Source organism: Pseudomonas sp. S3_G06 (genome assembly GCF_054667565.1).
Map to the genome: position 1 here is coordinate 1,524,060 of NZ_CP162738.1, position 23,315 is coordinate 1,547,374.

Here is a 23,315-nt window from a genome sequence, read left to right on the forward strand (position 1 = left end):
CATTCCCATCATGGGTTACTCGAAAGGGGTAGTGCGTGGACGCGTTGTTGCAGGAATTGCCGGTGCATCAGGGGCTGGCGCGGGTATTTACCCAGCTCGGGCAGGACGGTTTCTGGCGCGCGCTGGTCGACACCCTGCGCCTGCTGGTGCCGCTGGACAATGCCCTCGTCGCCCTGATGCAGGCCGGCCAGCCGCCGCGTTTGCTGATCGACTTCGACAGCAAGGGCTTCGTGGACGACCAGCAGGAGCTGGCCGGTTATACCGCCGGCATGTACCTGCTCGATCCGTTTTATCAAGCCGCCGTCAGCGGGATCAGCGACGGCCTGCACAGCCTGGCGTCCGTTGCGCCGGATCAGTTTCTGCACAGCGAGTATTACCAGAGCTACTTTCGTGCCGTGGTTGGCGAGGATGAATTGCAGTTTCTGATCAACGTCGAAGGCGCGGTACTCGGCTTGTCGCTGGGCCGCTCGACCGCGTTTGGCATGGCCGAGCAGGGTCGGCTGTTGTGCATTCGAGATTGGGTATTGGCGGCGATGCGTCGCCACATGCAGTTGCTGCCGCCGCAAGGGCCGGTGGCTGAAGCGGTAGTGGGGGATCTGGCGACGTTGCTGGACCGTTTCGATGCCCGGCTGACCGCGCGCGAGATCGACACGGCGCGCCTGATCCTGCAGGGCTTTTCCAGCAAGGCGATGGCCCAGCAGATGGGGATTTCGCCGGAGACCGTGAAAGTGCATCGGCGCAATCTCTATCACAAGCTCAATGTCACCGGGCATGGTGAGTTGTTTGCACTGGTGCTGCGGCCGACGTCTTTGTGACCAACGCAGAGTTTGTGTGGGAGTGAGCCTGCTCGCGAAAGCGGTGTATCAGTCAACAAAATTGTTATCTGACACTGCGCTTTTCGCGAGCAGGCTCGCTCCCACAGGTGAACTTACGCTGTGTCAGTGGCTGCGCTGGAAGACCAGGGCTTTCAGGCCGCTCTCTGGATCGATATCGGGAAACTCCGGCGGATTGTCCAGCCGATGATCGAAGCGCAGGCTTGGCGCTTCCTGGGTCACGCCATCAATGAGAAAGTCGGAACCGAACGACGGGTCGTTCATGCACGCCAGCACCGTACCTTGCGCGGTGAGCAGTTCCGGCAAGCGGCGCAACACCCGTTGGTAATCCTTGGTCAGCAGAAAGCTGCCTTTCTGAAACGACGGCGGGTCGATGATCACCAGATCGTACGGGCCGCTGTTGATCACTTTGCCCCAGGACTTGAACAGGTCGTGGCCGAGAAAGCTGACCTTGCTCAGGTCGTGGCCGTTCAAACGGTGATTGTCGCGACCTCGGCTCAGCGCGGCGCGGGACATATCCAGGTTGACCACATGGCTGGCGCCGCCCTCGATTGCCGCCACGGAAAAACCGCAGGTGTAGGCGAACAGGTTCAACACCCGCTTGCCCGCCGCCTGTTCGCGCACCCAGTTGCGGCCGTAGCGCATGTCGAGAAACAGCCCGGCGTTCTGCTTGCGCCCCAGGTCGACGCGGTACTGCAAGCCACCCTCGACGATGCTCATTTCCTCGATTTCCTCACCGATCAGCCATTCGGCCGTGCTTTGCGGCAGATAACGGTGCTGGATCAGCAAAGTGTGCGCGCCGGACTGCTGCCATTCGGGCGAGGCGGCGAGTTTCAGCAGTAAATCCCGCAGATCCTGCAGTTGCTCAGGCGCCGGTTCCTTGAACAGTGACACCAGCACCACGCTCTGTAGCCAGTCCACGGTCAACTGCTCCAGCCCCGGCCAGCAGCGACCGCGCCCGTGAAACAAACGACGGGTTTCGCTGGGCACCGCCGCCAGTGCGGGCAGCAAATGAGCGTGGAGGGTAGCGAGGGCTTCAGGGTTCATGGATCAGGATCGGCCAGGCAAAGGGCCGGCATTTTAACCACAAATGAGGGGATTCGATGGGCGCTGCGCTTCGAAAAACAACACCTTGGCGAAATCTGCTGTATCAAAAGTGAATTTCTACAAGGCGCGCTGCTCATACCTGATAAGCAGCGGATTCAAACCGCTTATCAAAAATGTTATTCGGGGGAGTGCTATTCATGTGCCCTACACCTACGTCGAGCGCGCACCTTCCTGGCGGGTTGATTCTGGTTGTCGAGGACGATCCGTTGATTCTGGAGTTCCTTTGCGAAATTCTCCAGGAGGAAGGGTTCAAGGTCGAACCGCAAACCAGCGCCGACGCCGCCTCACTGTATCTGGAAAAACATGCAGCCGATGTTGCGCTGCTGCTGACCGACATCACCATGCCCGGCACGCTTAACGGCGCGGACCTGGCTAATCTGTTCGGCGATCGCTGGCCGGAAAAACCGGTGATGGTCATGTCCGGCTACGAGACGCCCGAGACCTCCGGGGTCAAGCATTCGGTGGCGTTCATCAAGAAGCCGTGGGCGATCGGTCAGTTGCTCGACTGTGTGGAAAGTGCGTTCAAATCCAAGGCCCCGCAGCTGCACTGACAAGTGCTACATTGCCGGGCCTGTCTGCCCCGGCCATCTGTCAGAGGATTTGCTCTCTTGTCTGCACAAGTATCGATTTTTGATCGCGCGTTCGGCGCGCTCCTGTTCGACATGGACGGCACCGTCCTCAACTCCATCGCCGCCGCCGAGCGCATTTGGTCAGCGTGGGCGGTGCGCCATGGCGTTGATGTCGAGACGTTCCTGCCGACCATCCATGGCGCGCGGGCGATCGACACCATCACCCGGCTGAATCTGCCGGGCGTGGATGCCGAGCAACAAGCAGCGTTCATCACCGCAGCGGAAATCAATGACGTTGAAGGCATTGTCGAGATTCCTGCGGCGGCGACATTTCTCAACGCGCTGCCGAAAAATCGTTGGGCGATGGTGACGTCGGCGCCTCGCGATCTGGCGTTGCGGCGGATGGCGGCGGCGGGGATTCCGCAGCCGGCGGTGATGATCACGGCGGAAGATGTAAAGGCTGGCAAGCCTGATCCTGCGGGGTATCTGCTGGCGGCGAAAAAGCTCGGTGTCGAGCCGGCGGATTGCCTGATTTTCGAGGACGCTGCCGTCGGCATTCAGGCTGCGGAAGCGGCGGGCGCGGCGTTGATGATTATCACCACCACGCACCAGCACCCGATCGAAACGGCGCATGCGACGTTGGCCAGTTACGATGCGATTGGCGTCAGGGTCGATGGCGATGGCTTGCTTCATCTGCTGCAAAACTGAACCGCTGCGAAAAGCGTCATCCCCGTCACCGGTCGGCAGCTCAACCATGCCGGCAATATCGCAACTACGCTGATCCATGCTTCTGAAATCGCCGCCGAGTTCGACCCCGTAACAGGCATCGACCGTCCGGCGAGATCCCTTGCCCACCGATGAGGTAAACGCATGAAGATCGATCTGAGTGGAAAACTGGCCATTGTCAGCGGCAGTACCGGCGGCATCGGTCTGGGCATCAGCCAGTCGTTGGCCGAAGCCGGGGCGACGGTGGTGGTCATCGGTCGCGACACGGCCAAGGTCGAGCAAGCGCTGGCGAGCATTCGCCAGGCCGTGCCGGAGGCGCAACTGCGCAGTCTGACCGCCGATCTGGGCACGGCCGAGGGCGCGGAAAAGCTCTTCGCCGCCGAGCCGCGCGCGGACATTCTGGTCAACAACCTCGGCATCTTCAACGACGTCGATTTCTTCGAGACACCCGACAGTGAGTGGACGCGCTTCTATGAAGTCAACGTGATTTCCGGCGTGCGCCTGGCGCGGCATTATGTGCCGCCGATGGTTGAGCAGGGTTGGGGCCGGGTGATCTTTCTGTCATCGGAATCCGGGGTGGCGACGCCGGCGGACATGCTCAATTACGGCGTGACCAAAAGCGCCAACCTCGCGGTGTCCCACGGCCTGGCCAAACGTCTGGCTGGCACCGGGGTCACGGTCAATGCGATCCTGCCGGGGCCGACTTTCACCGATGGCCTGCAGGACATGCTCCGAGACGCGGCCGCCGAATCCGGGCGCAATCTGCGCGACGAAGCCGACGCCTTTGTGCGCAAGGCCCGTCCGACCTCGATCATCCAGCGTGTGGCGGATGTTGCGGAAGTGGCGCATCTGGTCACGTACATTGCTTCACCGCTGTCCTCGGCCACCACGGGCGCCGCGTTGCGCGTCGATGGCGGTGTGGTCGACAGCCTGACTATCTGAATTTTCCGAAAGAGAGGTTTTATGCCAACAGCATCCGCAACTATCGACATCCCGGCCTCGGCCGATCAGGTCTGGCAATTGATCGGCGGCTTCAACACGCTGCCGGACTGGCTGCCGTTGATTACCCACAGTGAACTGAGCGAAGGCGGGCGGGTGCGCACGCTGAAAACGGGCGATGGCGGGGTTGTCGTCGAACGTCTGCAGACCTTCGATAACGCCGCCCGAACGTACAGCTATTCGATCGAACAGGCACCGTTCCCGGCCAGCGATTACCTGGCGACGATCAAGGTTGAAGCCCAGGGCGAAGGCGCGCGGGTGACGTGGTCGGGGCGCTTCAACGCGGTCGGCGTGAGCGATGAAGAAGTGGTGGCGTTGTTCAACGGCATCTACCAAGGCGGTCTCGAAGCCTTGCGGGCGAATTACCCGACCTGATTGATTCACACAGCGCCTATGAAGCATGGGACTTCCGGTGGGAGCGAGCCTGCTCGCGAAGGCGTCAGTTCAGTCAACATTGCTGTGACTGAACCACCGCATTCGCGAGCAGGCTCGCTCCCACCGGGTGGATTGCATTCCCTCAGGCCTGACTGATCAAACTCTGCCGACAATCCAGCACCAGTTTCGCCCCGCCCAGATCACTGCTGCCGACTTCAAGACTGAAGCCGTGCAGGCTGACAATCGCCGCGACGATCGACAGCCCCAGTCCAAAACCACTCTGTGGCTGGCCACCCTCGGTGCGATAAAACCGCTGGAACACCGCCTCACGTTCCGCCTCGGGAATCCCCGGGCCTGAATCGTGAACCTCGATCCGCGTCTGGCCATTGGCATTGACCCCACGCAACATCACCGTGCCGCCGGGCGGGGTGAACTTGATCGAGTTGCTCAGCAGGTTCGCCAACGCTTCGAACAGCAACGCGCGGTCGCCATTGAGCGGCGGCAGCGTCTCGGGCATGTTCAGTTGAAAGCGCAGGTCGCCTTCCTCGGCCAGTGGCAGATAGAACTCGTGCAACTCCTCCAGCAAACGCACCGGATCAAGTTCGACGAAACCTGAGCGGCGCTGGCGATCCTCCAGCTCGGAAATCCGCAACAAACCGCGAAACCGCGCCATCAGCGTGTCCGCCTCAGCCAGAACCAGATCCAGTTGCGCCGCTTCTTGCGAACCTTCACCCGCCTGTTGCTGCATCCGATACAACTGCGCGCGCAGGCGGGTCAGCGGTGTGCGCAAGTCGTGGGCGATGTTGTCGCAGACACCTTTGACCTCGTTCATCAAGCGCTCGATGCGCTCAAGCATGGCGTTGACGATGGCGGCGAGCATGTCCAGTTCATCGCGGCGATTGGACAGCGGCAAGCGGTGCGTCAGGTCACCGGCGACGATGGCCTGGGCGCTGTTCTGGATCGCGCGGATGCGCTGCAGCGGTCGACGCCGCAGCAGATGCCAACCGGCGACCCCGGGAATAATCGTCAGCGACACGCCCCAGAACAGCGCGTGCAAAATGATCCGCGTCACTGCGAACAGCGAGCCATTGTCACGCAGCAGCACCAGCCAGCGACCGTCGCGAGTCTGGGTCGCCACAGCATCGCAGCTGTCGCTCGGCAGAGTCGGATCGTCGGAATCGGCGCACTCGGCGAGCATATGGATCTTGCCGTCGAGCGGCAGTCCTTCGGGAATTTGCTGAAGTGCGCCGCCCAGGTAAACGCCGTCAGCGCTGAACAGACCATAGGCGTCGATACCACGAATATCGAAGGTCATGCTGGCGGCGAGGGCGTCTTCGAGTTGCTCGCCGCGAAAATGCGAAAACAGGTGTTGACGTTGCATCAACGAATGTTTGGCCAGTTTGTCGAGGTAGCCGGATACCTCGTAGTACATGACCCCCATGAGGATCGCGCTCCACGCCACGAACAGCGAGCTGTACAGCGCCAGCAAGCGGCTGCTGGAGGAGCGCCAGCCGTCAGACGGGTTCGGCAATGACATAGCCGGAGCCCCGTACCGTGCGGATCAGCGGAACGTTACCGGCTGCGTCGATCTTTTTGCGCAGCCGGCCGATGTGCACGTCGATCAGGTTGGTGCCCGGGTCGAAGTGATAACCCCAAACCTCTTCGAAAATCATCATCCGCGAGAGAATCTGGCCGCTGTTGCGCATCAGAAACTCGAGCAGTTTGTATTCGGTCGGCAGCAGCGTCAGCACCTGTCCGGCACGGCGGGCTTCGTGGCTGATCAGGTCGAGCTCAAGGTCGGCGACTTTTAGCGTGGTGGCCTGGGTGGCGACGCTGTTCTGCCGGCGCAGCAACACTTCGACCCGCGCAGCCATTTCATCGGTGGCGAACGGTTTGGTCAGGTAGTCATCGCCACCGGCGCGCAAGCCGCGTACGCGCTCATCGACATCGGAGAGGGCGCTGATCATCAGAATCGGCGTCGCCACGCCCATGGTGCGCAGGGTGGTGACGATGGCCAGACCATCCAGTTCGGGCAGCATGCGGTCGAGGGTAATCAGGTCGTAGTTGCCGCTCACGGCGCGGTCGAGGCCTTCGCGGCCATTGTCGACCCAGTCGACGTCCAGCCCGTGGCTGCTCAGTTCGGCAACGATTTCCCGCGCGGTCACGGCGTCGTCTTCGATGGTCAAGATACGAGTCATAGGCAGGCCTGCTGATCGGTTCAAACGGAATGGCAGCATTTTGCCAAGAATTTACCGTGACGCTTTAAATTAACTTTCATCTTCGTCGCGACGGTGAATCGGAACTGATCGGATTTGCCAGTCAGTCATCAATGCAGAAAACCCGCAGGCTCTGACCATTTATTGCAAATTGCACGGATCAGCGAAGTTCAAACTTTCTAACCTGTTGAAAATAAACAGTTTATTTAGTTTCTGTAACTGGCACGGTCACTGCAATTCCTCACCTGACGAGTTGTAACACCATTTTTCATGCCTGGAGCAGTACAACAATGAATAGATCCCCTGATGGCTATTATCCTGCCGTGGAAGAGTCGAGCAGCGTCTCAGGCGTGTCCTGGGGCGCGATCTTTGCCGGTGCTGCTGCGGCCGCTGCGCTGTCGATGATTCTCGTGCTGCTCGGTTTCGGTCTGGGCTTTTCGGCGGTTTCACCGTGGGCCGGAGAGGGCGTGAGCGCCAAGGGCCTGGGCATTTCGACGATTGTCTGGCTGGCTGTGACGCAGATCATTGCTTCCGGCATGGGCGGCTACATTGCCGGTCGTCTGCGGGTGAAATGGGCGAACATGCACGGTGACGAAGTCTACTTCCGTGACACCGCCCACGGCTTCCTCGCCTGGTGCGTCGCCACGCTGGTCACCGCTGTGCTGGTGGTCGGTTCGGTCAGCAGCGTCGTCAGCGGCGGTGTGCAGGCTGGGGCTAACGTCGTCGGCGGTGCTGCCGGTGCGATGAGCCAGGCCGCCGGTTCTGCCGCAGCCAATACTGACAGCGATCAGTACGGCTACTTCGTCGACAGCCTGTTCCGCGATGATCGTCCGGCTGCCGTCAGCGATGACGCCGCACGCGGCACCGTGACCCGCATCTTCGCCCAGAGCCTGGCCAACGGTCAGCTCAGCGCCGAAGACCGCACCTACCTCGCACAACTGGTGTCGCAACGTACCAACCTGAGCCAGGCCGATGCTGAACGTCGCGTTGACGAGATCTACGCCAACACCCAGAAAGCCATCGCCGACGCGAAACTGAAAGCCCAGCAAGCTGCCGACACCGCCGCGAAAGTCGCTGCCTACACCTCGTTGTGGATGTTCGTCGCGCTGCTGGCCGGTGCGTTCTTTGCCAGCCTCGCAGCCACCTTCGGCGGTCGTCGTCGCGATGCAGTCGAGTACGTTGAAGTCGACACCTACACCACTACCACTCCGGTCCGTTAAAAAGGAGAGTCACCATGCGCTCATTACTGCTGTTTTTCCTCGGCGTACCGATTCCGATCATCATCCTGATCGCCCTGTTCGTACACTGATCCCTCTGAGGCAGGATGCCTCTGCCGCTTTCATCTTCGGGTGAAAGCGGCTTTTTTGCTTTTTGGAACTGCAAACGCAAGCGCGGCGAATTACTCGGTCGGCACGACGTTATCCAGCGCTTTGTTCACGGCCAATTCTCCCAACATGACCACTTGCGCAATGCCCAACAGGGTATTGCGCCGTGAGCCTTCGAGCATCCCGGCAAAGTCACCGAGCATCACCGTGGCGGACGCCAGGGATTCGCACGCGTTGACCAGCAACGATTCGGTGTCGGATTGTGGGTTGACCATGAACAGAGTATTGGGGCTGTACGGCGTGGCGTTGATCCTGGCCGGCGGATTGGATGGTGTGTGTGACATCAGCTGTAACTCCGATGAGAGCCGCTTGGTGTGAGAGAGAGCGCCATGGGGTGACGTGCACGCTGGCAGTGAGGGAGCACGCCCCCTCATACCTCGGTTGCGGCTAGTTCGACACGCGTCGGCTGTCGAGCACGCGATTGACGACCAGCTCACTCAGCATGATCACTTGCTGCAACATCAGCAGCGAACGGCGCTGTGCAGGCTCGATGACGTTGCTTATTTCGCGGGCCATGTCGTTCGCCGCAGCCAGCGATTCACAGGCTTCGAGGAGCAAGGTTTCCTCGTCCACCGTTGGGTCGACGAGAAAGATCCGGCCCGGTTGACGATTGGGAATCGTAGTCTTGAGGGTTTGCGGATCGAGATAAAAGTTGATGGCGCGAGCGGCGGCGTATTTTATGCGCTGAGGCTCCAGAGCGGGGTCGTACGGGATCGAATCGGCTTCTGGCGGGTTTGGCGTTACTTTGAACATGGATGACTCTCTATCTTGAAGGAATGAAGAGCCGTCACTATCGCTACCAAACGAAGGGTGGCGGCCACGCGCGGGTTGGTAGACCGGTCAAGATAGTTAACCCCGGCGCTCACGAATGAGCCCCACGCATGGTCACCATAAAGAGCTGATCCTCAAAAGAGGGGCCGCTTGAAGGGACGCCATACAACTATCAAGAAACGGGCTACCAAACCCGATCACTGTTTTGCAGTGACAGGGAAACGATATAGCCCTACCGATAGCCGTGTAAGCCGGCGGATTCTGATGTACCCGTAGGCAGTGACGCAAGGCGTTGTAGGCTTGGTGCAGTAACAGTACGTGTGATTTAAACAAGATCGACAAATCGCGTTTATAACTGCGAAGCGGCTCTGGCAAGCCTGAGCCTTTTGCTTTCGGCAACTCAACAAAGCGACAATCCGCCCCCGAAGTGCACCTCTGCTTCACTCCCCCGATTTTTCATTTAAGGAAGAACACGTTGGACAAAAAGGAAATCAAACGCCAGGTCAGCGAAATGCTCGATGGGGGGCGCTCGAAAACCGAGACTTTCAAGGCATTCTCCGGTGGTGCGCTGAAAGACAAGGCGCTGGCGTACCTGATCGGCTCACGCCCCGATCCGAAACTGATTGAACGACACGCCGGCAAGATCAAGATCCTTCTCGGACTGACTTACGTTCAGGCGCTGATCGGTCTGGTGGGCGGCTATCTCCTCGGGCTGACCATCAGCAGCGGTTTCGCCATCGGACTTGGTTTGTTCGCCGGTGGCGTGCCTTTGCTTTTTGCCTGGGGTTTTTATCGCAACGCGGCCCATGCCTATACGGTGTACGTGATGCTCTCGATCAGCCAGATGCCGCGCATGTTCAAGGAATATGCGGATGACCCGATCGGTACAGTGATCGGCGTGGCGATCACGCTGGCGATGATCTTCTACGTCGCTTGGCTGAAAAACCTGCTGTTCCCGGACCTTGCATTGATCGGCGCAAAGAAGATCAAAGGCCAGTTCGTCTTCTCCAATTGATCGTTGTCCATCCCGCCATTTTCACTGGCCTGGATCAATATTTCCCCTGGCGATATCGCCTACCGTAAATGATCCAGGCCTTTGCTGAGGTATGAGCTACAGTGCTTGTCGCGCACCTTGTTGCGCTGACGAAGTATCCGCGTCGACGTTGAAAACACAGCAATAAAAGCGTCGACGAGGCGTAGTGCAGCAAGGAGCTGTCACAACCTCAACTGAATCTTCACGGACGAACACCGTAATGAACTGCCTAGAAAGAACCTTCGATATCCAGCCCTTGGTGCAGGCGGACATGACCGTGCACATCAACGGCCAAGCGGTCAGCGCCGCCATTGGCGAAACCGTTCTCAGCGTCATCCAGTCCCTCGGCGTGCGCCAGATCGCACGCAACGATCACGATCAAATCAGCGGCGCCTATTGCGGCATGGGCGTGTGCCAGTGCTGTCTGGTGAAAATCAACGGTCGCCACAAACGCCGCGCCTGCCAGACCGTGGTCCGCGACGGCATGCAGATCGAAACCCGAGTCAACCGCGTCGTCGCGCAGGAGGTCGTATGAGCCTGCAACCGGTGATCGTTGGCGGCGGGCCGGCGGGGATGGCGGCGGCCATCGAACTGGCGCGCCACGGCGTGCGCTGCACCTTGCTCGAAGAGGCTTCGCGCCTCGGCGGTGTGGTGTATCGCGGGCCGTTGCGCGATGGCGTGCAGCTGGATTATCTCGGGCCGCGTTATTCCGAAGCACTGGACAAACTGCACGGTGAATTTCAGCAGCAGTCAGGGCTGATCGACGTGCGCCTCAACCATCGGGTGGTCGGCGCCGAAGGCACCCGCGCAGTGGTGGTGCTCGACGGTGATGAGCAACTGCACGAGATCGCTTATCCGCAACTGCTGTTGGCCGCTGGATGTCACGAACGCAGCGTGCCGTTTCCCGGCTGGACGTTGCCGGGAGTGATTCTGCTCGGTGGTCTTCAATTGCAGATCAAGAGTGGCGTGGTCAAGCCGCAAGGGCCGGTGATCATCGCCGGCACCGGGCCGTTGCTGCCGCTGGTTGCGACCCAGTTGCATGCCTCCGGCGTGCGTGTCGCTGGCGTCTACGAGGCGTGTGCATTCGGCAAGATCGCCCGCGAGAGTCTGGCGCTCTTGAACAAGCCGCAGCTGTTCCTCGATGGCTTGAGCATGCTCGCTTACCTAAAGTTGCACGGCATCCCGATGAACTACGGTTGGGGGGTGGTCGAAGCCCACGGCGAGGGCGAATTGAAAAGCGTCAGCGTCGCGCCGTATTCGTCGACGTGGGAGGCGGATCTGTCGCGGGTCGAGCGTTTCGAAGCGCAGACCCTGGCGGTCGGTTACGGTTTTATTCCGCGCACGCAATTGAGCCAGCAGATGGGCCTTGATCACGGCTTCAGCGACGATGGCTACCTGCGTGCCAACGCCAATGTCTGGCAGCAAAGCAGCGTCGCGCATGTGCATCTGGCCGGCGACATGGGCGGGATCCGCGGCGGCGAAGCGGCGATGCTCGCCGGCAAGATCGCCGCCACTTCGATCCTGCTGCAACGCGGTGTGCTCGACGCCGAGCTGGCCCGGGTGCGCCGCGATCGTTACGCGAGCAAGCTCAGAGCCATCGTGCGCTTTCGTGCAGCGGTGGATCGCTACACCGAGCGCGGCGTTGGTCAGATCGCTTTGCCCGCAGCCGACACGGTGATCTGTCGCTGCGAGCACGCAACCCGCGCCGACATCGATCTGGCCCTGGAGCAGGGTGTGCAAGACATCGCCAGCCTGAAAATGCGCACCCGCGTGAGCATGGGCGATTGTCAGGGGCGGATGTGCGTCGGCTATTGCAGCGATCGCTTGCGCCAGGCCACCGGACGTCAGGATGTCGGTTGGCTGCGCCCGCGCTTTCCAATCGATCCGGTGCCGTTTTCCGCGTTCCAGTCTCTCGGCACGGAGGGCGCTTGCCATGAGTAAGTTCTACGACGTGGTCATTGCCGGTGGCGGCGTGATCGGCGCCTCCTGCGCCTACCAATTGTCCAAGCGCAAAGATCTGAAAGTTGCACTGATCGACGCCAAGCGCCCCGGCAATGCGACCCGTGCTTCGGCGGGTGGTTTATGGGCGATCGGCGAGTCGGTCGGCCTCGGTTGCGGGGTGATTTTCTTTCGCATGATGTCGGCCAACCGCAAGCGCGAAACCCAGGGCGCTGCGGTAGCGGTGGACGCCAGTACGCCGCATATTCTGCCGCAGTCGTTTTTCGATTTTGCCTTGCAGTCCAATGCGCTGTACCCGGCGCTGCACCGCGAGCTGAAAGACAACCACGGCATGGATTGCAAGTTCGAAAAGACCGGATTGAAATTCGTGATCTATGACGACGAAGATCGGCTCTACGCCGAGCACATCGTCGGCTGCATTCCGCATCTGGCCGATCAGGTGCGCTGGCTCGATCAAGCGGCGTTGCGCGCCGCGGAACCGAGTGTCAGCCATGAGGCGCGCGGGGCGCTGGAGTTTCTCTGCGATCATCAGGTCAGTCCGTTCCGCCTCGCCGATGCCTACATGGAAGGCGCGCGGCAGAACGGCGTCGACATCTTCGTCAACACCAACGTCACCGGCGTGTTGCATCACGGCACTCGTGTGACCGGCGTGCAGACGGCGGAGGCGGGGGTGTTCCACTGCAAGACGCTGATCAACGCCGCCGGTGCCTGGGCGGCGGATCTGAGTGAGTGGGCCACGGGAATTCGCATTCCGGTGAAACCGGTGAAAGGGCAGATCCTGCTGACCGAGCGCATGCCGAAAATCCTCAACGGCTGCCTGACCACCAGCGATTGCTACGTGGCGCAAAAGGACAACGGCGAAATCCTCATTGGTAGCACCACCGAAGACAAAGGGTTCGACGTCACCACCACCTACCCGGAAATCGCCGGGCTGGTGCAGGGCGCGGTGCGCTGTCTGCCGGAGCTTGTGGACGTCAATCTGAAGCGCACATGGGCGGGGCTGCGTCCGGGCTCTCCGGATGAGTTGCCGATCCTCGGGCCGATGCGTGGGGTCGAGGGTTATCTGAATGCTTGCGGGCACTTCCGCACCGGCATTCTGACGTCGGCGATTACCGGTGTGCTGCTGGATAAACTGGTGAATGACGAACCGCTGCCGCTGGATATCGCGCCGTTTCTGGCGAATCGGTTTGCAGTCGCAGCCGTCGAGCCCGCCCCCGCGCTGGAACGGGCCTGACCCAATCCCCTGTGGGAGCGAGCCTGCTCGCGAATGCAATCTGTCAGTGAAGTATTGGGTGACTGACACGACGCTTTCGCGAGCAGGCTCGCTCCCACAGTTGGATCTGCGCAAGGCACGATCAGGACTTGCGCGCTTCTTCTTCGAGCTGATCCGATTCAAACAATTTGGCCAGTTCCGCCCGGGCTTCCTGGGCGGTCTGCAGGACTTTGGCGGCGTCGTCGTAGACGGCGTGTTGCGCCTCCAGCACCTGTTCGTCGTGATGCTTGAAACGCTTGATCCGCGCATCGGCCTGGGCTTGGGTCAGACCGAGGCCGACCAGCGTGCGCCGGCTCATTTCCAGGCTCGAATAATAGGTCTCACGAATCGCTTCCGCGCCGACATCCACCAGGCGATGCACGTGCTGGCGGTTACGCGCGCGGGCGATGATTTTCATGTGCGGATAGTGCTTGTGCACCACTTCGGCAGTCTTGATGTTGGTCTCCGGATCATCCGTGGCAATGACGAAATACTCCGCTTCGCCAACCTTCGCCGCGTGAAGGATTTCCGGGCGCATCGGGTCGCCGTAGAACACTGGCACACCGCCGAAGCTGCGCGACAGTTCGATGGTTTCCACCGAGGTGTCCAGCGCAACGAACTTGATGTTTTGCGCGCGCAGAATCCGCGCCACGATCTGGCCCATCCGGCCCATGCCGGCAATCACCACACGCGGCGCTTCGGTATCGATTTCGCGGAATTTCTCCGGCACTTCCACTGGCTGTACTTTCGGACTGACCAGCCGTGCGCAGATCAACAGCAACAACGGCGTCAGCGCCATTGACAGGGTGATGGTCAGCACCAGCAGGTCGTACAGACGCGGCTCGAACAGGCCCTGATCGCGACCGATCTTGAACACCACGAAGGCAAACTCACCGCCGGCAGCGAGGACGATGCCGAGGCGGATTGCGCTGATTTTGTTCAATCCTCCTGCCAGACGTCCGACGACGAACAGCAGCGGCAATTTCAGACCGATCAGCAGCAGAGTCAGGCCCAACACGGTGATCGGCGCGCTCAACAACAGGCTGAGATTGGCGCCCATGCCGACGCTGATGAAAAACAGCCCGAGCAGCAGGCCCTTGAACGGTTCGATCTGCGCTTCCAGCTCATGCCGGTATTCCGAATCCGCCAGCAGCAGACCGGCGAGAAACGCGCCCAACGCCATCGACACGCCGACCAGATCCATCAGCCACGCCGTGCCGATCACCACCAGCAACGCCGTGGCAGTGGATACCTCGGGCAGACCGGTTTTCGCTACCACGCGGAACACCGGACGCAGCAGATACCGCCCGCCGATCACCACCACGGCAATGCCGCCGAGCACCTGCAAGCTGTGACGAATATCGTCGGCGGTGCTGGTGTGGTGATCGACGCCGGCGAGCATCGGCACCAAGGCAATCAGCGGAATCGCGGCGATGTCCTGGAACAGCAGAATCGCAAACGCGAGACGCCCGTGGGGGCTGGTCAGTTCCTTGCGTTCGGCAAGGCTTTGCAGGCCGAACGCCGTGGAGGAGAGCGCCAGACCGAGGCCCAGCACAATGGCGCTGTTCAGCGGCTGGCCGAACACCGACAGCGCCAGCACGCCGATCACCGATGCGGTCAACAGCACCTGCGCCAGACCGACGCCGAACACGGATTTACGCATCACCCACAAGCGGCGCGGCGAAAGCTCCAGGCCGATGATGAACAGCAGCAACACCACGCCCAGCTCGGAGATATGCGCAACGCTTTGCGGGTTGCCGATCAGGCCGAGCACCGACGGGCCGATGATCACCCCGGCAAACAGATAACCGAGCACCGCGCCCAGTTGCAGACGTTTGGCCAAAGGCACGGTGAGCACGGCCGCGAACAGAAACACGACGGCGGCTTGCAACAGATTGCCTTCATGGGGCATTGGAACGACTCCTGACTACGGGTACGGCGGGGGTGACAAGGATAAGGGCTCAATCAATTTCAGATCCACCAACGATCCTTGTAGGAGCTGTCGAGTGCAACGAGGCTGCGATCTTTTGATCTTGCTTTTGCCTTCAGAGAATCAAGATCAAAAGATCGCAGCCTGCGGCAGCTCCTACAGGGGATCTTCATGTGCTCTGTAATAATTTGCATCAACTGGTTACATTTATAACCCCTGCGCATCAATTTCCGGAAACGCCATGGCCATCAACTTCGACCTCAACGACTTGCAAGCCTTTCGTGCGGTGGTCGAGCAGGGCAGTTTTCGCAAGGCTGCCGACACCGTGCGCCTGTCGCAGCCGGCGCTGAGCCGGCGCATCGAAAAGCTCGAAGACGCCCTCGGCGTGAAACTGTTCGAGCGCACCACCCGCAAGGTCAGCCTGACCCAGGCCGGGCGCGGCTTCATGCCCAGCGTCGAGCGCTTGCTGGATGATCTCGACATTGCCTTGCTCGGCATCAGCGAAGTCGCCTCGACCCGACTGGGCCATGTCACCGTCGCCTGCGTGCCGTCGGCGGCGTACTACTTCATGCCCCGCGTGGTCGCGCGCTATCACCAGCAGTTTCCACGGATCAAGGTCAAAGTCCTCGATTCCAGCGCTCACGATGTGTTGAGTGCGGTGGTCAATGGCGAGGCGGATTTCGGTTTGAGTTTTCTCGGCACGCAGGATGCCAAAGTCGAGTTCGAACCGCTTGTGCAGGAGTGCTACGTTGTCGCCTGTCGTCGCGATCATCCGCTGGCCGGGCGCAGCAGCGTCAGCTGGGACGAGTTCTATCAGCAGGATTACATTGCGCTGGACAAGACTTCGGGCAATCGCTTTCTGCTCGATCAGGCCTTGGGCGGGGTAGTGCCGCAGCGTCAAAGCATCTGCGAGACGCGGCATGTGACGACGATGATCGGCTTGGTGGAGGCGGGGCTGGGCGTGGCGGCGGTGCCATTGATGGCGATGCCCGGGCCGGATCATCCGATCCTGACGCGGGTGCCACTGATTGAGCCGCAGGTGATGCGCAGTGTCGGCATCATCAAGCGCCGGGATCGCACGTTGACCCCGGCGGCACTGGAACTGGAGCGGCTGGTCGTGGAAATGCGCGTCCAGCCGCCAACGATCAACGCTTGACCGAATCCAGCCCGGTGGCCTGCACGTCAGCCTGAGCGGCCGGTGCCGCGAGGTAGGCGAGCAGGGCCTTGGCTTCTTGCGGATGCTCGGCCTTGACCGGAATGCCCGCGGCAAAACGTGTCACCGACTGTACCGATTCCGGAATCTTCGCGACGAAGCTCACGCCCGGCACCGGCAGCAATTCGCTGACCTGCTGGAAGCCCAGCTGATAGTCGCCAGTGGCAACCACCGAGCCGACCGGTATCCTGGCGATCATCTTGGCTTTCGGTTTCAACTGATCTTCGATGCCGAGTTTCTTGAACAGCTGCTGCTCGATGTACACGCCGCTGGCGCTGTCGGAGTAGGCCACCGACTGCGCATCAAGCAGGGTTTTCTTCAGGCCGTCGACGCTGCTGATGTCCGGTTTCGCCGCGCCTTCACGCACCACCATGCCGATCCGCGAATCCGCCAGTTCAACGCGGGAGGCCGGGTCGACCTTGCCTTGTTTGATCAGCTCATCGAGGGCGTAACCGACCATGATCACCACGTCGGCGTGCTCACCGCGAGCCAGACGATTGGGAATCGCTTCCGGCGCCTTGCCCATCGACGGGCCGAGGCTGGTGGTCAGCGTGTTGCCCGTTGCGGCGGCGAATTTCGGCCCGAGGATCTTGTAGGCGGCAGTGAAACCACCGGAGGTCATCACGCTGAGTTCTTCGGCCTGGGCCGCGACGTTGAAGGCGAGACCGGCGAGCAGGGCGGTGACAGTAAAAAGTTTTTTCATGGCGAGTTTTCCTCAGGCCGCGACAGGTTGCAGACGACCACCGGCACGGCGGTACAGATAAAGCGTGGCGCACAGCGCGCACAGGGCACCGATGCTCATCCAGTAACCTGGCGCGGCTTTGTCGCCGGTGTACTGGATCAGGAAAGTCGACATCGCCGGGGTGAAACCGCCAAAGATCGCCGTGGCCAGGCTGTAAGCCAGGGAGAAACCGGCGACGCGCACTTCAACCGGCATGATTTCGGTCAGCGCCGGAATCATCGCGCCGTTGTACAAGCCGTAAATGAAGGACAACCACAGCAGCGACAGCAGCATGTTGGTGAAGCTCGGCGCCTGCACCAGGAACGACAGCGCTGGATAAGTCGTGGCCAGCGCCAGCAGGGCCATGCCTATGAGCACTGGGCGACGACCGATACGGTCGGACAACGCGCCGCCAATCGGCAGCCAGAAGAAGTTCGACACACCCACCAGCAGCGTCACCAGCAGCGCGTCGGAAGTGCTCAGGTGCAGCACGGTTTTACCGAAGGTCGGCGCGTACACGGTGATCAGGTAGAACGCGGTGGTGGTCAGCGCGACCATCAGCATTCCGCCGAGCACCACGCCCCAGTTCTGGCCGAGGGTGCGGAACACTTCGCGCATGCTTGGACGGTGTTTGCGTGCGGCGAACTCTTCGGTTTCCGCCAGATTACGACGCAGGAAGAAGATGAACGGGACGATCATGCAGCCGACGAAAAACGGAATGCGCCAGCCCCACGCGGCCACGGCTTGCGGCTCCATCCACTGGTTCAGACCGTAGCCCAGCGCGGCAGCAACGATGATCGCCACTTGCTGACTGGCCGACTGCCAAGCGGTGAAAAAGCCTTTGCGACCCGGCGTGGCGATCTCGGACAGATACACCGAAACACCACCGAGTTCCGCACCGGCCGAGAAGCCTTGCAGCAGTCGCCCGATCAGTACCAGCGCCGGGGCGAACAGGCCTATGGTTTCGTATCCGGGCACCAGCACAATCAATATCGTGCCGCTGGCCATGATCGACAGGGTGACGATCAGACCTTTGCGCCGGCCGACGTCATCGATGTAGGCGCCGAGCACAATGGCGCCCAGCGGACGCATCAGGAAGCCTGCGCCAAACACTGCGAAAGTCATCATCAGGGAGGCGAACTCACTGCTCGCCGGGAAGAACACCGCCGCGATCTGCGTGGCGTAGAAGCCGAACAGAAAGAAGTCGAACTGTTCGAGGAAGTTGCCCGAGGTCACCCGGAAGATGGCACCGGCCCGCGAGCCGTTGGTAGGGATTGAGGCTGTCATTGAAAAGTACTCCACCGCTTTTATGACGTGCGCTACGGAGAAGCGGCGCACGGTTTTTATTGAGGTGGATGGTGGCGCAGATGTAACAATCTGTTAATTGCATTGTTGGCATGGATTGATGCGTGGGGCGGATCAATGGCTTCACTGCTTGGCGGATTTGTGGGAGCGAGCCTGCGTCGTGTCGGGCGATGATTTGGTCTGGCTGACCGGGTACATATCCGTTGCTGCGGTCATGGCCGCTTAGGGTTTGGCCCTTACGGCGACTCACTTTTTTTACAAACGCCTAAAAAAAGTAAGCAAAAAAACGCTTGCTCCTGCGTTCGGCCCTCGCAGGCTCGGGTTCCTTCGCTGCGGGATCGATCCGGGCGCAGCGGCTACGGTTTGCTTCGCTGCACCTCCTTCCGCTGTGTCTGGCTGCGCCAGACGGTCGCTGCGCTCCCACCCCCGGATCAATCCCTCCACTCAGCCTTCCGACGTCGCCGGTGGATCAAAAGCAGGATCAAAAGCACTCGAGCTTGCGCTCATTGTTGAGTGGGGCGGCTTCGCCGCGGGCAGCTGCGCTGCTTTGCTTTTCTGGTGGGGGCGAGCCTGATCGCGACGACGGGCTGCAGGTGGCCAAGTTTCTATCGAATTCACGCGATCCAACTGTAGGAGCTGCCGAAGGCTGCGATCTTTTGATCTTGCTTTGCTTGGTCTTGTAGGAGTGGACCGGAGCTCAGGGCAATAATTGCGCTGTAATACCAATCCCTGTGGGAGCTGGCTTGCCAGCGATGGCGGTCTGATGGACAAAGCCCTCTAGTGTCCATCTCCGGCAAAAAACAAGGAATGTTTCCCGCGCCGCGCAGTCGGAGTTCAGGTACTACCTATCTGAAAGAGGTTCACCGATGAACAGCAAAACCCTAATCGCCAGCATGGCCCTCGTCGCCGGCATTGCCGGGATCACGCCCATTGTTCAAGCGGCGCAAACCTCCAGCGATCCCTCTGTGCAATCGCCGACCAGCGACCGCCAACTGAAGGTCAACGACCGCGCGCCGGAAATGTACCAGCGCGAAGACAAGGCGCTGAAGAACTGGAAAGCCAAAGGTCTGAAAGCGCCGATCGACCAGGCGCAGTGGGTGCAGATCAATGACAAGTACGTGATGGTGATGATCACCAACGGCACGATTGTCGAGATGCAGCCGGTCGAGAAATAGCTTGATCGCGGGGGAGAGCGTTTACAGAAGTTCTCCCTTGTCCCACAAATGCACCAACTCCCCCGGCGCCCGGTCCTCCGGCACCTTCAACACCATTTCCCCGGACTGATAGCGCACTTCAATCTGGTAGAAGCGCTGATCCCCACGGCCCGATTCGCTGCTATCGAGTGGCAGGCAACCCTCAAGCACCGAGCAGATCCTTGAACGCTGACTGATATCGCACTGGGCAAATTCGATTTCCCGTGGGCGGCTCAGGCTGTGAATCGCTGCAACGCCACCCTGGCGAGATACGCGCAAAACGGAATCTTTATCAAGCTCGGGTAGCGTTTTCATACGGTCTCCTCGGATTATTCGATACCGACCTGTGCCCAGGCTTGCTGCACTGTGTCGGCTGCTTCGGTGCCGAAGCGCCGGTCAGCGTGGTCGATCGTCAGTTTCGCGAACGCGTCGAACGTTGCGTCCTGGCTCAAGCGATCGTCACACAGCGTGTCGTACCAGATGCGTCCGGCCTTTTCCCAGGCGAAGCCGCCAAACGCTCGGGCTGCCAGGTAAAACGCGCGGTTGGGAATGCCGGAGTTGATGTGTACGCCGCCATTGTCTTCGCTGGTGATGACGAACTTGCGCATGTGATCCGGTTGCGGATCCTTGCCCAGCATCGGGTCGTCGTATGCCGTGCCGGGGTGTGACATCGAGCGCAGGCCCTTGCCTTGGATCTGTGGCATCAGCAGGTCGGCGCCGATCAACCAGTCTGCCTGCTCGGCGGTTTGTCCAAGGGTGTATTGCTTGGTCAACACGCCGAATACATCCGAGAGCGACTCGTTCAGCGCGCCGGACTGGTTGGCATAAATCAGCCCGGCTTCGCTTTCGGTGACGCCGTGGGCCAATTCATGGCCGATGACGTCGAGCGAGCGGGTGAAGCGCTGGAAGATTTCGCCATCGCCGTCACCGAAAACCATCTGCGCGCCGTTCCAGAATGCGTTCTCGTAGCCTTGGCCATAATGCACGCTGCCGATCAGCGCGAATCCCTGATTGTCGATCGAGTCGCGACCGAGCACCTTCCAGAAGAAATCATAGCTGGCGCCCAGCGCATCGTAAGCCTCGTCGACTGCCGGATCCCCCGATGCCGGCTGGCCCTCGAGACGCACCGGCATGCCCGGTAAGAGCATTTTGTTCTGCGCATCATGCACGCTGCGCCGTGCCAGGCCAGGCTTGCTCGCCTCCGGCAGAATCGCCCGCGCCGGCGGCTGCGAAGGACGGCCGGGGTTGGGCAGCAGGCTGCGCACATGATTCAGCGTCTGCATCGCGGCGTTGCGCTGCGGCTCGGAACCGTGGGCAATGATGCGGTTGAGAATGTAGGGCGGGATGAAACTGCGCAGCAATCGAGAGTCGGTCATCTAAGCATCCTTGTCGTCATACGATGTCGATACACATGTGAGCGGCAAGGCGTGTTTTCGGTTCCATGGATTGCCATCGACGCCGGATTCTGCGAAAAACGCCGCCTGCGAACATCTCAAGAGCCAACGACATGACAGACGAACTGCAAATCATCGACCTGCAAGCGGGCGACGGCAAAGCCGCGGTGAAAGGCGCGCTGATCACCACCCAATACACCGGCTGGCTGGAAGACGGCACTGAATTCGATTCGTCCTTGAGCCGGGGCAAACCGTTTCAGTGCGTGATCGGCACTGGGCGCGTGATCAAAGGCTGGGATCAGGGGCTGATGGGCATGCAGGTCGGCGGCAAACGCAAATTGCTGGTACCGGCGCATCTGGGCTACGGCGAGCGGACCATGGGCAAGATCCCGCCGAATTCGAATCTGGTGTTTGAGATTGAGTTGCTGGAGGTTTTGACGCGGGAGGATTGAGGTCTGACGTGCGTCTGGATGAAGCAACCCTCATCCAGACGCTTGCAACTTCGGATGCTCAGGTGAACATCTCTATATCGTCAATCGTGTCCTCAATGACGCCCTGCAACGAGGGCATCCGACGCCTTACGTTTTCGAGCGCCGGCAAAACGGTTTCGGTATTCAGTCTTCCATGTCGACGAGCGATATGGCCCAGAGCGGTGATGGCAGAGGCAGCGATCGCTTCGGTTTTGCTGGAGAGATATTGGAAGCAGAAAGACTGGGCCCACATTGGGTCTTCCTCGCTCATACCGATGGATACTAATCCTGCTGCCATATTTTCGGCGACACCACTTGCAATAAGTCTCATCGCCACGTCGCGGGAAATAGATGAATCTTGATAGATGAGGCTCATCGTCGACGCTAGCCCCTGACGCCGATGAATAAGTCCAGCTCCTTCGGCAATTGCTCTCCAAGTATTTCGCTGATTCGTTGAGTTTGATCCGCAGTCAGCAGCCATTCTCCGTCGGGACTTAGACTGAGTTCTGGCCAGCCCATTACGGCCAATATCGGACGCTCAGATTTCGAGTGGACCGACAGCTCGAATTTCAGCGTATCGTCCTCGCTTTCGTCTGGTAAAAAACCACTAATCCATAAATACATATTTTTATTCCTCTTCACTTTGGAGTCCATCGCTCGGGATCGGCAGGATCGATTTGCTCGCCCGTTTCGTGAATAAACTCACCTAGATGTTTGCCTTGCTTGTTATAGAGTTCTATCGCCCCTGTTTTGCTATCCCATTCATAGATTCGACCTTTCTTGTCTTTCCATCTGCTGCGCTTACCGCCACCACCTTGAACACTGCTTTTGGATTTGACGGGATAGGTATCCGGGAATGCTGGGAGAGTTACGGGAGGCCGGTGATATTTGATGTCACCGCCAAGAGTAGGTCTTGAAAGCACAACGTATAGAGGCTGTACTCCAGAGTCCGCCGGAAAGACCAGAATAAAGTCCTGGTATTCAGGCGGGTAAACCGGATTGACGATGATTTTGTCCGCCTGCTCGGTCGGCGGGTATATCCAGATGTGTGGAACCTGCGGCGCACCCTCCAACGGCGGAATTGCCGATCCGCGTGATGAGTCTACAGAGGGAGTCCAGAGTAGGGTTGACCCATTCCCAAAATCTGCGACGTACGAGGCGCCTTGCTTGACGAACTGGACGACGGGAATCATTTCCCAGTCGCTGCGCGTTTGAGTGTTGTATCCGTATCCTTTCAACGTCCCATCAGGCTGCTGTTCCACATGCAATCGAACCCGAGTCCGAGCCGTCTCAAGCGACTGTAGCTGCTCCTCTGTGTAGAGAGCACTATCGGCGAGACTCGATGGCCACAGCAGCGCAACCAACCCGAGCAACCCGCCTGCGACGACACCGGCGGTGGCTAGGCTTGTGGTTCTTGCGGCGGCAGTGCTGGTGCTCAGACTGCCAGAGCTGCCGAGAGCAAAAGCTCCGATCGACGCTTGCAAACTGGTCGCGCCAATTGTCTTGAGTGCGATATTCCCGGCCGAGTCGCGTTCATGCCCCGCAAGCAAGGAGAGCGTTCCATAATCCGAAATTTTCCCAACCGGTATAAATCCGGATGGATTGGCATCATTGATGACGCCGTTCGGCAGCTTGCAGCTTTTTACGAAAACACAGCCGCTTATATTTTGCTGTTCATGTATGACCTGGTGGCCAAGTCGATCTTCGTGGGCCTGCTGCCGAGCCAGCATGTCTTCATAAGCGCCTTGTGCGGCCTCGCGCGCAGCAAGTTCGCTGGCAGTCATGTAGCGGGTGGTGATGTGGTGTCCGTCTCCCTCTGGCGGGTTCTGGATCCGGGGGATGTCTTTCTTGCAAGCCATGAGCG

The 23,315-nt window shown here is 60.1% G+C and carries 26 protein-coding genes; 13 read left to right on the forward strand and 13 right to left on the reverse strand.

Translation table 11 applies throughout. From position 1 onward, the window contains the following. The first annotated feature begins 35 nt into the window (after nt 1-35). The gene (locus tag AB4N47_RS06980; protein ID WP_341637182.1) at nt 36-815 is read left to right on the forward strand and encodes a helix-turn-helix transcriptional regulator; all 780 of its coding nucleotides are present in this window, start codon (nt 36-38) and stop codon (nt 813-815) included. A 123-nt stretch (nt 816-938) separates the two neighbouring features. Here AB4N47_RS06980 and AB4N47_RS06985 read toward each other — a convergent pair whose 3' ends face one another. Continuing rightward, nucleotides 939-1,880 (reverse strand): class I SAM-dependent methyltransferase, encoded by a 942-nt coding sequence (locus AB4N47_RS06985; protein WP_341637183.1) that lies wholly within the window; start codon nt 1,878-1,880, stop codon nt 939-941. 197 nt (nt 1,881-2,077) lie between these two features. Between AB4N47_RS06985 and AB4N47_RS06990 the strand changes: the two genes are divergently transcribed. The 4 genes from AB4N47_RS06990 (at nt 2,078) to AB4N47_RS07005 (ending at nt 4,609) form a co-directional block, all read left to right on the forward strand. Beyond that, nucleotides 2,078-2,491: a response regulator gene (locus AB4N47_RS06990; RefSeq protein WP_016775233.1), complete on the forward strand. Its 414-nt coding sequence runs from the start codon at nt 2,078-2,080 to the stop codon at nt 2,489-2,491. Nucleotides 2,492-2,548: 57 nt separating this feature from the next. Then, the gene (locus AB4N47_RS06995; RefSeq protein ID WP_341637184.1) at nt 2,549-3,217 is read left to right on the forward strand and encodes an HAD-IA family hydrolase; all 669 of its coding nucleotides are present in this window, start codon (nt 2,549-2,551) and stop codon (nt 3,215-3,217) included. A gap of 162 nt (nt 3,218-3,379) precedes the next feature. Beyond that, a complete protein-coding gene (locus AB4N47_RS07000) occupies nt 3,380-4,177 on the forward strand; it encodes an SDR family NAD(P)-dependent oxidoreductase (RefSeq protein ID WP_341637185.1) in 798 nt (265 codons plus the stop codon). A 21-nt stretch (nt 4,178-4,198) separates the two neighbouring features. Further along, nucleotides 4,199-4,609: an SRPBCC family protein gene (locus AB4N47_RS07005; RefSeq protein ID WP_341637186.1), complete on the forward strand. Its 411-nt coding sequence runs from the start codon at nt 4,199-4,201 to the stop codon at nt 4,607-4,609. 142 nt (nt 4,610-4,751) lie between these two features. Here the strand turns inward: AB4N47_RS07005 and AB4N47_RS07010 are convergent, their stop codons facing one another. Together AB4N47_RS07010 and AB4N47_RS07015 are read right to left on the reverse strand one after the other, a co-directional pair. Beyond that, nucleotides 4,752-6,146 carry a sensor histidine kinase gene (locus AB4N47_RS07010; RefSeq protein ID WP_123442155.1) on the reverse strand — a complete coding sequence of 465 codons (1,395 nt, stop codon included), beginning with the start codon at nt 6,144-6,146 and terminating at the stop codon, nt 4,752-4,754. Next, a complete protein-coding gene (locus AB4N47_RS07015; protein ID WP_039762250.1) occupies nt 6,124-6,807 on the reverse strand; it encodes a response regulator transcription factor in 684 nt (227 codons plus the stop codon). The genes AB4N47_RS07010 and AB4N47_RS07015 overlap by 23 nt, the downstream gene beginning before the upstream one ends. Before the next feature lie 308 nt (nt 6,808-7,115). Here AB4N47_RS07015 and AB4N47_RS07020 point away from each other — a divergent pair, with 308 nt between their 5' ends. Continuing rightward, nucleotides 7,116-8,045 (forward strand): hypothetical protein, encoded by a 930-nt coding sequence (locus tag AB4N47_RS07020; protein WP_016775227.1) that lies wholly within the window; start codon nt 7,116-7,118, stop codon nt 8,043-8,045. Between the two features lie 179 nt (nt 8,046-8,224). On the opposite strand, the gene AB4N47_RS07025 is transcribed toward AB4N47_RS07020, so the two are convergent. Both AB4N47_RS07025 and AB4N47_RS07030 read right to left on the reverse strand, forming a co-directional pair. Next, nucleotides 8,225-8,584: a DUF6124 family protein gene (locus tag AB4N47_RS07025; protein ID WP_185757881.1), complete on the reverse strand. Its 360-nt coding sequence runs from the start codon at nt 8,582-8,584 to the stop codon at nt 8,225-8,227. Nucleotides 8,585-8,597: 13 nt separating this feature from the next. Beyond that, nucleotides 8,598-8,963 (reverse strand): DUF6124 family protein, encoded by a 366-nt coding sequence (locus tag AB4N47_RS07030; protein ID WP_341637187.1) that lies wholly within the window; start codon nt 8,961-8,963, stop codon nt 8,598-8,600. A gap of 493 nt (nt 8,964-9,456) precedes the next feature. Between AB4N47_RS07030 and AB4N47_RS07035 the strand changes: the two genes are divergently transcribed. The 4 genes from AB4N47_RS07035 (at nt 9,457) to hcnC (ending at nt 13,207) form a co-directional block, all read left to right on the forward strand. Beyond that, nucleotides 9,457-9,996 (forward strand): hypothetical protein, encoded by a 540-nt coding sequence (locus AB4N47_RS07035; protein ID WP_136493709.1) that lies wholly within the window; start codon nt 9,457-9,459, stop codon nt 9,994-9,996. Between the two features lie 238 nt (nt 9,997-10,234). Further along, a complete protein-coding gene (locus AB4N47_RS07040; protein ID WP_016775225.1) occupies nt 10,235-10,549 on the forward strand; it encodes a (2Fe-2S)-binding protein in 315 nt (104 codons plus the stop codon). Continuing rightward, the gene (hcnB, locus tag AB4N47_RS07045) at nt 10,546-11,955 is read left to right on the forward strand and encodes a cyanide-forming glycine dehydrogenase subunit HcnB (protein ID WP_341637188.1); all 1,410 of its coding nucleotides are present in this window, start codon (nt 10,546-10,548) and stop codon (nt 11,953-11,955) included. The genes AB4N47_RS07040 and hcnB overlap by 4 nt, the downstream gene beginning before the upstream one ends. Next, nucleotides 11,948-13,207 (forward strand): cyanide-forming glycine dehydrogenase subunit HcnC, encoded by a 1,260-nt coding sequence (gene hcnC, locus AB4N47_RS07050; RefSeq protein WP_341637189.1) that lies wholly within the window; start codon nt 11,948-11,950, stop codon nt 13,205-13,207. The genes hcnB and hcnC overlap by 8 nt, the downstream gene beginning before the upstream one ends. A 121-nt stretch (nt 13,208-13,328) precedes the next feature. Here the strand turns inward: hcnC and AB4N47_RS07055 are convergent, their stop codons facing one another. Beyond that, nucleotides 13,329-15,137 carry a monovalent cation:proton antiporter-2 (CPA2) family protein gene (locus tag AB4N47_RS07055; RefSeq protein ID WP_125918665.1) on the reverse strand — a complete coding sequence of 603 codons (1,809 nt, stop codon included), beginning with the start codon at nt 15,135-15,137 and terminating at the stop codon, nt 13,329-13,331. 259 nt (nt 15,138-15,396) lie between these two features. Between AB4N47_RS07055 and AB4N47_RS07060 the strand changes: the two genes are divergently transcribed. Then, nucleotides 15,397-16,311 (forward strand): LysR family transcriptional regulator, encoded by a 915-nt coding sequence (locus AB4N47_RS07060; RefSeq protein WP_016775221.1) that lies wholly within the window; start codon nt 15,397-15,399, stop codon nt 16,309-16,311. On the opposite strand, the gene AB4N47_RS07065 is transcribed toward AB4N47_RS07060, so the two are convergent. Further along, a complete protein-coding gene (locus AB4N47_RS07065; protein WP_024013368.1) occupies nt 16,301-17,071 on the reverse strand; it encodes a substrate-binding domain-containing protein in 771 nt (256 codons plus the stop codon). The two genes, AB4N47_RS07060 and AB4N47_RS07065, sit on opposite strands and share 11 nt — an antisense overlap. Nucleotides 17,072-17,083: 12 nt before the next feature. Next, nucleotides 17,084-18,376 carry an MFS transporter gene (gene tcuC / locus AB4N47_RS07070; RefSeq protein ID WP_016775219.1) on the reverse strand — a complete coding sequence of 431 codons (1,293 nt, stop codon included), beginning with the start codon at nt 18,374-18,376 and terminating at the stop codon, nt 17,084-17,086. 884 nt (nt 18,377-19,260) lie between these two features. Between tcuC and AB4N47_RS07075 the strand changes: the two genes are divergently transcribed. Further along, a complete protein-coding gene (locus tag AB4N47_RS07075; RefSeq protein ID WP_341637190.1) occupies nt 19,261-19,569 on the forward strand; it encodes an RcnB family protein in 309 nt (102 codons plus the stop codon). A gap of 21 nt (nt 19,570-19,590) precedes the next feature. Here the strand turns inward: AB4N47_RS07075 and AB4N47_RS07080 are convergent, their stop codons facing one another. Next, a complete protein-coding gene (locus tag AB4N47_RS07080) occupies nt 19,591-19,902 on the reverse strand; it encodes a protealysin inhibitor emfourin (protein ID WP_122508038.1) in 312 nt (103 codons plus the stop codon). Nucleotides 19,903-19,916: 14 nt separating this feature from the next. After that, complete coding sequence (locus AB4N47_RS07085) at nt 19,917-20,963, reverse strand: M4 family metallopeptidase (RefSeq protein ID WP_341637191.1); 1,047 nt, start codon at nt 20,961-20,963, stop codon at nt 19,917-19,919. Between the two features lie 131 nt (nt 20,964-21,094). Between AB4N47_RS07085 and AB4N47_RS07090 the strand changes: the two genes are divergently transcribed. Then, nucleotides 21,095-21,433, forward strand: coding sequence for an FKBP-type peptidyl-prolyl cis-trans isomerase (locus AB4N47_RS07090; RefSeq protein WP_341637192.1), 339 nt, complete (start codon nt 21,095-21,097; stop codon nt 21,431-21,433). A gap of 58 nt (nt 21,434-21,491) precedes the next feature. On the opposite strand, the gene AB4N47_RS07095 is transcribed toward AB4N47_RS07090, so the two are convergent. Genes AB4N47_RS07095 through AB4N47_RS07105 form a run of 3 tightly spaced genes read right to left on the reverse strand, consistent with a single transcriptional unit; the run spans nt 21,492 to nt 23,310 of the window. Further along, nucleotides 21,492-21,827, reverse strand: a complete 336-nt coding sequence (locus AB4N47_RS07095) for a hypothetical protein (RefSeq protein WP_341637193.1) — start codon at nt 21,825-21,827, stop codon at nt 21,492-21,494. An 8-nt stretch (nt 21,828-21,835) separates the two neighbouring features. Then, nucleotides 21,836-22,075 carry a pyocin S6 family toxin immunity protein gene (locus AB4N47_RS07100; protein ID WP_073471254.1) on the reverse strand — a complete coding sequence of 80 codons (240 nt, stop codon included), beginning with the start codon at nt 22,073-22,075 and terminating at the stop codon, nt 21,836-21,838. A gap of 14 nt (nt 22,076-22,089) precedes the next feature. Beyond that, complete coding sequence (locus tag AB4N47_RS07105; protein ID WP_341637194.1) at nt 22,090-23,310, reverse strand: S-type pyocin domain-containing protein; 1,221 nt, start codon at nt 23,308-23,310, stop codon at nt 22,090-22,092. Nucleotides 23,311-23,315: the final 5 nt, after the last annotated feature.